Genomic DNA, 8,520 nt, shown 5'->3' with positions numbered 1-8,520 from the left:
GCCCCGAAGGCTCGGGTCGTCCCGGCTTCCCCGGCCCCGGCGCCCCTGGCGGCCCCGGCTCCGAGGGGAACGGGGCGCCTGGCTTCCCGGGTGCCCCGGGTGGTCCCGGCGGGCCCGGCGCGCCGGCTGGCCCTGGCGGTCCCGGCAGCCCCGGTGGTCACGGGCCCGAGGGGCCTGGCGCTTCCGGACCCGAGGGCCCTGGCGGCCCTGGTTTCCCGGGCGGCCCGAGTGCGCCGAGCACGCCGGGTGGCCCTGCGGGTCCTGGCGGTCCCGGCGGTCCTGGCTTCCCCGGCGGTCCCGGTGAGCCCGGAGGCCCCGGCGGCCCTGGTGAGCCCGGAGGCCCCGGCGGTCCTGGTGTGCCCGGCGGCCCGGTCCCGGACGGACCGGGCGCCGGCGGGCAGCACGGTCCCGGTGGCCCTGCGGGTCCCGGTGGCGGCCCCGGTGGACCGCCGCCGCCCGCCGCGCCGGGCGGCCCGGCGGGTCCGGCAGGGCCGGGCGCCGGTCCGTACGGTCCCGACGCGGGACGGCCCGCCGCTCCGGGCGAGCGTGAGCCGGGGACTCCCGGCTGGCCGGGCGGACCCGGGGGACCGGGTCAGGAAGGGCCCGGGCAGCCGGGCTCGCCCGATGCCGGCCCCGGGTGGCGTCCCGGAGCCGGAGGCGTGGGCCCCGACGGTCCGGCCGGTCCCGGCCCGCAGACTCCGCACGCACCCGGTGTTCCCGCAGGGGTGCCGGGCCAGGGGCAGCCGTTCCCGGCGAACGAGGCCTACGGCGGGCAGCCCACCAGTGGAGACTGGGAACTGTCCCCGCCGGGGCCGGCCGAGCAGCGCCTCGGCGCCCCTCAGGCGCCCCCGCGTGCGCCCGAGGGGCAGCCGGGTCAGCCCGGTCCGACCTCTCCGCCTCCGGGCGCACCGGCCCCGCAGGGACCGGGTGCCCCAGGGGCGCCGGAGTTCGCACCGCAGGGCGGAGCCGCCGTCCCGCAGGGAGGCGGTGCGTGGACGGCGCTTATCGGTCCCGACCGGGAGTACTTCGCGGCGATGATGCAGCGCAGCGGCCCGGAGGCCGCGTCGCTGAACCTGCCCGCCTACTCTCCGGAGCAGCAGTTGCCGCTGACGGGTCCGCAGGTGACGATCGGCCGGCGCCGCGCGTCGACGGGGGAGGCGCCGGACATCGATCTGGGGCGTCCGCCGGAGGACCCGGGGGTGTCGCACCAGCACGCGGTGCTGGTGCAGCAGCCGGACGGTTCGTGGTCGGTGGTGGACCAGGACTCGACCAACGGCACCACGCTCAACGGCGCGGAGGATCCGATACAGCCGTTCGTGCCTGTTCCGCTCAAGGAGGGCGACAGGGTGCACGTGGGCGCCTGGACGACGATCACGCTGACGCGGCGGTAGTCCGCACCGGGTGGGCGCACCGGCAGGTGCGCCCACCCGCCGGCTTCCGGAGCCACCCGCCGGCTTCCGGAGCCACCCGCCGGCTTCCGGAGCCACCCGCCGGCTTCCGGGGACCCGGGTGGTGGCTTCCACGGGCCCTGGTGGTGGGCGCCGAGGGGCGGTTACTTGTCCAGCGGGACGGGGGCCCGGCCCGCTTCGAGGGCGAGCGCCTGTTCGTCGACGATGCGGATGCCCCGCGCGTCGAGCGCCCGCTTGACGCGCCAGCGCAGCTCGCGCTCGACGCCGAGGCTCTTCTCCGGCATGGTTTTGACGGAGACGCGCAGCACCATGGAGTCGAGTGTCACCTCGTCCAGGCCGAGGACTTCGACGGGTTCCCACAGGACTTCGTCCCAGGGGCTCTCCTTGCTCATCTCCGCGCCCGCGGTCAGGACAGCGGCGCGCACGTCTTCGAGGTCCTCGTCGGCGCGTACCCGTACGTCGAGGGTGGCCATGGCCCAGCCCTGGCTGAGGTTGCCGATGCGTTTGATCTCGCCGTTGCGGATGTACCAGATCTCGCCGCCGTCGCCGCGCAGCTGTGTCACCCGCAGGCCGATCTCCATGACGACGCCGGAGGCCTCGCCGGCGTCGATGCGGTCGCCGACGCCGTACTGGTCCTCCAGGAGCATGAACATGCCGGCGAGGACGTCCATGACCAGGTTGCGGGCGCCGAAGCCGAGTGCCACGCCCGCGACGCCCGCGCTGGCGAGCAGTGGCGCCGGGTTGATGCCCAGCCCGGACAGCACGGTCAGTGCCGCGGTGCCGAGGATCACGAAGGAGGCGACGCTGCGCAGGATGGAGCCGATGGCGGCGGACCGCTGCCGTCGGCGTTCTCCGCTGACCAGCAGTCCGCGCAGCGCGTTGCCGCTGTCGACGATCTCCGCGCGGCGGTTCATGCGGGTTATGAGCTGGGTGATGGCCCGGCGGATGAGGTAGCGCAGGACGACGGCGACGACGCAGACGAAGACGATGCGCGCCCCCGAGGCGAGCCAGTCGGTCCAGTTGTCCTGGATCCACCCCGCGGCCTCGCTCGCGCTGTCCTGGGCGTCCTCGAGGGACCTCGGCGGCTGGGGTCCGTCGGGCGGGGGAGAGGCGCTGAGCAGCCAGTACACAGGATCGACCTTCCGTGCGAGTCACATCCACAGGGCACACGAACGGATGCCTCGACCACACTAACGGCGCAGGGGCTTCACATTTGGTGCCACAGAGCAGTATGGGGCCAGGCGTTCGAGGGAGGTGTTCGATCCCGCGGCGGTGGTGTGCGGTGTGGTCCAAAACACGCTGAGCTCGTTGCCCGGTCGTGGTGGCGGAGTGACCAGGGCACGGGACACACTGAGGGGAGATCGTCACGGCGCGAGCCACGCGCCGCCGACGTACAAGGAGGCACCGTGCCGCATGTCCTGGTCCTCAACGCGTCGTACGAGCCGCTCGGCGTCGTACCGCTCCGCCGCGCGCTCGTTCTCGTCCTCAACGAAAAGGCTGTCAGCCTGGAGGACTCCGGCGCCCTGATGCACAGCGCGACTCGTGTGATACCCGCGCCCAGTGTCGTCCGTCTCAAGCGTTTCGTGAGGGTGCCCTTTCGCGGCAGTGTTCCGCTCACGCGCCGGGCGTTGTTCGCCCGGGACGGCGGCCGTTGCGCTTACTGCGGTGGCGTCGCAACCAGCGTCGACCACGTCATTCCGCGCAGTAGGGGCGGGGTGCACGCCTGGGAGAACGTGGTGGCCGCCTGCCGCCGCTGCAACCATGTGAAGGCCGACCGCCATGTCGCCGAGCTGGGCTGGAGGTTGCGTCATCAACCCGCGCCGCCGTCCGGTCTCGCGTGGCGGATCATCGGCACGGGGCACCGGGATCCGCGCTGGCTGCCGTACCTGATGCCATACGGCGCGGACGACGATCTCGCCCGGATCGACGGCAGGGCCACTGCCTGAGTTCCGGGCTTTGTTGTGTCGGGTGACGGGCGCGGTGGGGGCCGGTCAGGAACGGTCCCCGCCGCGGCGCGCGTGCTGTGCGCCGCCGCCGCCGTCGACCTGGTAGATCTCCACGGACCACAGGGAGATGCCGAACCGGGTCGCCCGCCGGTCGCCGACGACCCGCACGTAGCGGATGTCGCGAGGGGTGTCCATGCGGACGGACTCCTTGCCGCCCTCGCCGTCGCGCACGGTGGCCGCCGTGCGCCACCGTTCGCCGTCGGGGGAGACCTGGACGCGGTAGCGGGAGGCGTAGGCGTCCTGCCAGCGCAGCACCACCTGTCCCACGCGTGCGCGTTTCGCCAGCTTCAACTGGACCCACGCGCCGTCCTCGGCGGGGGAGGACCAGCGTGTGCCGCGTTTGCCGTCGGCGACTGCGGCGGCGGGGAAGTCCCCGGTCTCGTCGGCGGAGGAGGTGGCGTGCGCGTGGCGGGCCAGGTCGGGGCCCGAGGTGCGCGGGTACGCCCGCACGGTCAGTGTGGTGTGTTCGCCGCCGAAGGAGACGGGGACGCGGTAACTGCCGCTCCTGACCGAGTCGTCGACGGTGACACGCAGCGGGACGTCGACCGTGTCGCCGCGCCGCACGGTCGTGCGCGAGGGCGCGCGCACGGTGATGCCCTTGGGGGCCTTCGCGGTGACCTTGCCGCGCACGTCGGAGGGGCGGTGCGAGGTCAGCCGGGCCTCGGCGCGCGCGGTGCCGCCGCCGATCACCGCGTCGACGGTGGCGCGGGGCAGCGCCAGGGAGGCGGCGGGCTCGTCCGCGTACCAGGGGGTGACCTCGTGGACGACCGGTGCCTCGCTGTCGTCCTTCCACACGAGGCGTACCGCGTCGGCCCGCTCCCGGTCGTCTTCCGTGGCGTCGAGTTGGGTGAAACCGCTCGGTGAGAGGGAGCCGAGGCGCTGCCAGCCCTTGCCGTTCACGTGTGCCTGCACGGTGGCGCCGGTGCCGGAGCGGGGGCCGGTCAGCACGGTGACGCCGCGCAGTGGGCGCGCGGTGGGCAGGCGCACGGTCAGCGCGTCGCGTGCGCGCCCGTGCGCGGTGTCTTCCCCGCGGCCCGTCTCGGCGCTGTCCTGTCCGTCCCCAGCGCGCGCCTCGTCGGGGCTGACGAGCATCAAGGGACGCTCGGGGGCGAAGGCGCGCCTGGCGGGCGGGCCCGCCGCCCGGTACGACGTGCCAGGGTCGCCGTCCGCTGCCGCCGACACCGGGTGGTGCGGGACGGCGGTGGGCGTGCCGGAGACGGTGGGTTTCCGGTCGTTCTCCGTGTCGCTCCCGCCGCCTCTCGATCCCTCTCCGTAGCCCTTTCCGGTGTCCTCTCCGTAGCCCTTTCCGGTGTCCTTTCCGGAACCCTTTCCGGTGTCCTTTCCGGTCCCCTCGCCGGAGAGCTTGCCGGAGTGCTTGCCCTTGGGCGGGTCTTCGTCACCGGTGCCGCTGCCCGCGCCCGTCCAGTCGTCGGACCTCGTCAGCGCCTTGTCGGCGAAGGAGGCCAGTACGCCCTCGCCGACGGTGGCCTTGCTCCTGGCGCTCTCGGCGCGCAGCCGCCGCACGTCGAGCCGTGCCTCCCACGCGGCGGCTCCGTCGTGGTCCAGCTGGGCCAGCAGCAGGTCGACGGAGCGTTCGCCCGCCTCGCCGAGCCGGGACAGCTGCGCCAGCCACGGCTCGACCTCCCGGCCGAGCCCGCCGGGGACGCGGGAGGGCGCGGTGCGCATCGTGGTGAAGGCGTCGCGCAGTTCGCCGGCGGCCCGGTCCAGGGCGCGGCTCTTGCCGCGTGCGTAGGCGTGCCAGAAGGCGTCCAGCAGAGGGCGCACGTAGGCCGACTCGGCACTGCCCAGGACGGAGGAGGCGTCGTTGCCCGCCAGCGCGTGGACGGCGGCACGGGTGCGCGGGGACGCCTCGCGGCCACCCGCCACCGCGTCGATGGCCGCGCGCCAGGAGGCCTTGGGACGGTAGCCGCGCGGGTTCCAGGCGTAGTCGGCGGCGGTGAACAGGGGGATGCGGGAGGCCGTCGGCTGTTTCATCGCGTTGGTCAGCAGCGCGGCGGAGCCGGAGGCGACGGCCGGGTCGCGGCCCTGGTAGGGCCCGAGGAAGATCCGGTCGGAGGCGAAGTCGTTGACGGGGTAGTTGTCCATCGTCACCAGGCGGTGCCGGGGGAACGCCCCGCGCGCGTGGGCGAGTTCGCTGCCGCTGATGGTACGGGGCACGACGCCCACGCCGCTCCAGCCGATCTCCACACGGTCGTCCAGCTGTGCGGCGAGCGCGGCGCGGTACTCCGTGCGGCCCTTTTGGAAGAACTCCGTCGGCACGACGGAGAGCGGCGCGGCGTCCGGGTGGCGCTCGGCGAGGTGGTCGGCCACCGCGTTGGTGAGCTCCGCCTGGGCGCGTGCAGCCGCTTCGGGCCCCGTGCCGTAGGCGTCCGCGTCCGCGTCGCAGTGCCACTCGCTGTAGCTGACGTCCTCGAAGCGGAGTTGGAAGGCGCGTACCCCCAGGGCCCGCATGGCGTCCAGTTTGCGCAGCAGCGCTCTGCGGTCGTCCCGGGAGGAGAAGCACAGGCTCTGTCCGGGGGAGACGGCCCAGCCGAGGGTGACGTGGTTGCGCCTGGCGCGCTCGGCCAGTGCGCGGAAGTCGGCGCGTTGGGCGGCCGGGTAGGGGTCGCGCCAGCGGGGGCCCTGCCGGTAGGGGTCGTCGCCCGGCGCGTACAGGTAGTAGTTCTGCTTGGTGCGGCCGAGGAAGTCCAGTTGGGCCAGCCGCTCCGGTTGGCTCCACGGGCGGCCGTAGAAACCCTCCGTGGTGCCGCGTACGGCGGCGGTGGGCCAGTCGCGGACGGTGGCGGCGGCGAAGCCGCGGTCGCCGCCCTGCTCGGTCACCAACTGCCGCAGTGTCTGCGCCGCGTGGAACAGCCCGTCCCCGTCGGTGCCTCCGAGAGCCACCACCGGCCGTCCTTCCGTGTGGCCGGTCGCCAGCCGGTAGCCGCCGGCGGGCAGATCGTCGCGTGCGGGGGCGCGCAGTGCGCGCAGTGCGCCGCCCGCCGCCTCGGGGCCGACGCGTACGACGAGGCCGCCGGCGCGGGGGGCGTTTCCGTCCTTTCCCGGGGTCGCCTCGTGCACGGTGCGCACACCCGCGTCCCGCAGCGTCTCGCGGACGACGTCGAGGGCGTAGCGGTCCGCATCCCGGTCGGCGATCAGGGTGGCCTCCGTGCCGACCGCGACGAACGTGCCCTGGGCGCGCATCGTCTGAGGGCGCGGCCAGACGGGCGGCAGCCCGGCCTGCGAGCTGTCGTCGTCCGGGCTGCCGGCGCCGGGACCTCCAGGGGGCTCGGGAGCGGCCTGGATCGCGGGGGCACCGCCCAACAGCCCGGAGACGACCGCGGCGGTGAGCGCGGCGGCCCTCACGCGGCTCCAACCGCCCGGTGTGCCGGGCCGTTTGCCGGGCCGCTTGCCGGGCCGCTTGCCGGCAGTCGGACTCGTGCGGCCCCCGCCGGCGCGTGAGCCCTCCTCGTCGCGCACTGTCCCCACCGCTTCCTCCCGATGCCCGGCCGGTCTCCGTTTCCCGCCCTCCGTCCGCGCGGGAACCAACCCCCGTCCGCGCCGGAACCAACCCCCCGTCGGCGCGGGAACCAGCCCTCCGTCCGCGCCGGAACCAGCCCTCCGTCGGTGCCGGAACCGGCCCTCCGTCCGTGCAGGACGGGGCCCATGTTCTGGTTACGTCTGTCGGGAGTGCTCCGTACGGTCGCGGGCTTCGGCCCGGAGGCGTCGGCCGGCTCGTACGGTCGCGACGGCCCGCCCCCGTCCGTCCGGCGCGTCGTTCGCCCCACGCTCACGGCCCGCGCTCACGAGCCCACGCTCACGGCCCGCGCTCATGGCCCGAGGACGCGGGCGTCGCGTGCCCGCGCGGTGCGACGCCCGCCCGTGCGCGACCGGGCGCGGACCCTACACCGTCGGTGCCCCGGATTCTACGGTTCCGGAGCACCGCTGTACCGGGTTACGGAAAACCTGCCGTCGGTTGTCCGGTTCGTCCCTCGTTTCTCCGCTTCCCGACCCGCACCGTCGGCGATTCGACGCGGGAACCGACGTGAGCTGGGACACGTTCTCGGTTCGGACACGTCTGTACTCGGGTCGACTGGGTAGGGCGAGTCCTGTCCGCCATTCGTCAACGAACGGAGGCCCGTCGTGGCCGCGTCCGCTGAACTCCTGCTGTCCGCGCTCGCTCCGCTTCCCCAGCAGCGCACACTCTCCAAACGAGGGCACGAGCCGGTAGACCTGTCCGGTGTGTCCGACCCCGACTCCGGACTCGACGGCTCGTGCACGTGCGGGTGCGCCGACGCCCCCCTCACCAGCGAGCCCCCGCTCGCCGACGCCATCCCGCTGACCAGTGAGCCGCCCCTCGCCGAGGCGCCGCTGACCAGCGAGCCCACCGGGGTCGGTTACGGCACGGAGCCGGCGGACATCTGATGCCCCTCCCCCAGACTCGGTCCGGGGGAAGCCCCACCCGGCTCGCGCGGCTCGCCGAGGCCCACGGCGTCGCCCTCTCCTACGAGCCCGCACCCGGCCGGCACGTCCAGGTATCCGAGGACACGGTCGTGGAGGTGCTGGCGGCGTTGGGCGTCGACGCCTCGACCGCCGCGCGCGGTCCGTGCGGCGCTGGAGCGGCACGAGTGGGACGGCCGGCAGTTGCTGCCGCCCACCGTCGTGCTGCGCTCCGGCGCGCGGTCGGCGTCCGCGCCGGCCCCCACCTCGTGCTTATCCCGGCTTCCCGGCGGAACGGTGCTGCGCGTGGTCACCGACAGCGGCCAAATCCTGGACTGGGGCCCCGGCACCCACCTGCCCCCGGGGGTGCACACCCTCTTCGGGCACGCGCCCGACGAACGCTCTGCCCACAGCACCCTCATCGTGGCGCCCGAGACCTTTCCCGCCCTGCGCGCCCGCGCCGCCGGCGAGCGCGGGTTCGGGCTCCTGGTGCCGCTGCACTCGCTGCTCTCGGCCCGTTCCTGGGGCATGGGCGATCTGGCCGATCTCGGTGAGCTGGCCGACTGGGCGGGGCGCTGCCTCGGTGCCGACTTCCTCCAGCCGGACCCGCTGCACAGCGCCGTGCCCGCCGCGCCCGTCCGGGGCGGGCACGGCGSKSASSRGGC

General features: G+C 74.7%; 5 protein-coding genes and 1 pseudogene. 4 read left to right on the top strand and 2 right to left on the bottom strand.

Annotated elements, in window-relative coordinates; all coding sequences use genetic code 11:
- Window positions 1-1,391: FHA domain-containing protein (locus AB8Z75_RS27790; protein WP_369206692.1), on the top strand; the 1,391-nt coding region annotated here is incomplete at its 5' end.
- A 161-nt stretch (window positions 1,392-1,552) separates the two neighbouring features.
- Here the strand turns inward: AB8Z75_RS27790 and AB8Z75_RS27785 are convergent.
- Window positions 1,553-2,539 carry a mechanosensitive ion channel family protein gene (locus AB8Z75_RS27785; RefSeq protein WP_369206690.1) on the bottom strand — a complete coding sequence of 329 codons (987 nt, stop codon included), beginning with the start codon at window positions 2,537-2,539 and terminating at the stop codon, window positions 1,553-1,555.
- 276 nt (window positions 2,540-2,815) lie between these two features.
- Here AB8Z75_RS27785 and AB8Z75_RS27780 point away from each other — a divergent pair, with 276 nt between their 5' ends.
- On the top strand, window positions 2,816-3,355 hold the full coding sequence (locus tag AB8Z75_RS27780; protein WP_242751204.1) for an HNH endonuclease: 540 nt from the start codon (window positions 2,816-2,818) through the stop codon (window positions 3,353-3,355).
- A gap of 45 nt (window positions 3,356-3,400) precedes the next feature.
- On the opposite strand, the gene AB8Z75_RS27775 is transcribed toward AB8Z75_RS27780, so the two are convergent.
- Complete coding sequence (locus AB8Z75_RS27775; RefSeq protein WP_369206694.1) at window positions 3,401-6,781, bottom strand: beta-N-acetylglucosaminidase domain-containing protein; 3,381 nt, start codon at window positions 6,779-6,781, stop codon at window positions 3,401-3,403.
- Window positions 6,782-7,558: 777 nt separating this feature from the next.
- Here AB8Z75_RS27775 and AB8Z75_RS27770 point away from each other — a divergent pair.
- Complete coding sequence (locus AB8Z75_RS27770; RefSeq protein ID WP_114018208.1) at window positions 7,559-7,840, top strand: hypothetical protein; 282 nt, start codon at window positions 7,559-7,561, stop codon at window positions 7,838-7,840.
- 321 nt (window positions 7,841-8,161) lie between these two features.
- Window positions 8,162-8,520: pseudogene (locus AB8Z75_RS27765) on the top strand (4-alpha-glucanotransferase); the annotation flags it as partial.

This window comes from Streptomyces sp. PU-14G, assembly GCF_041028275.1.
In the GTDB taxonomy this organism is placed as follows: domain Bacteria; phylum Actinomycetota; class Actinomycetes; order Streptomycetales; family Streptomycetaceae; genus Streptomyces.
This window is presented reverse-complemented; position numbering and strand designations above follow the sequence as displayed.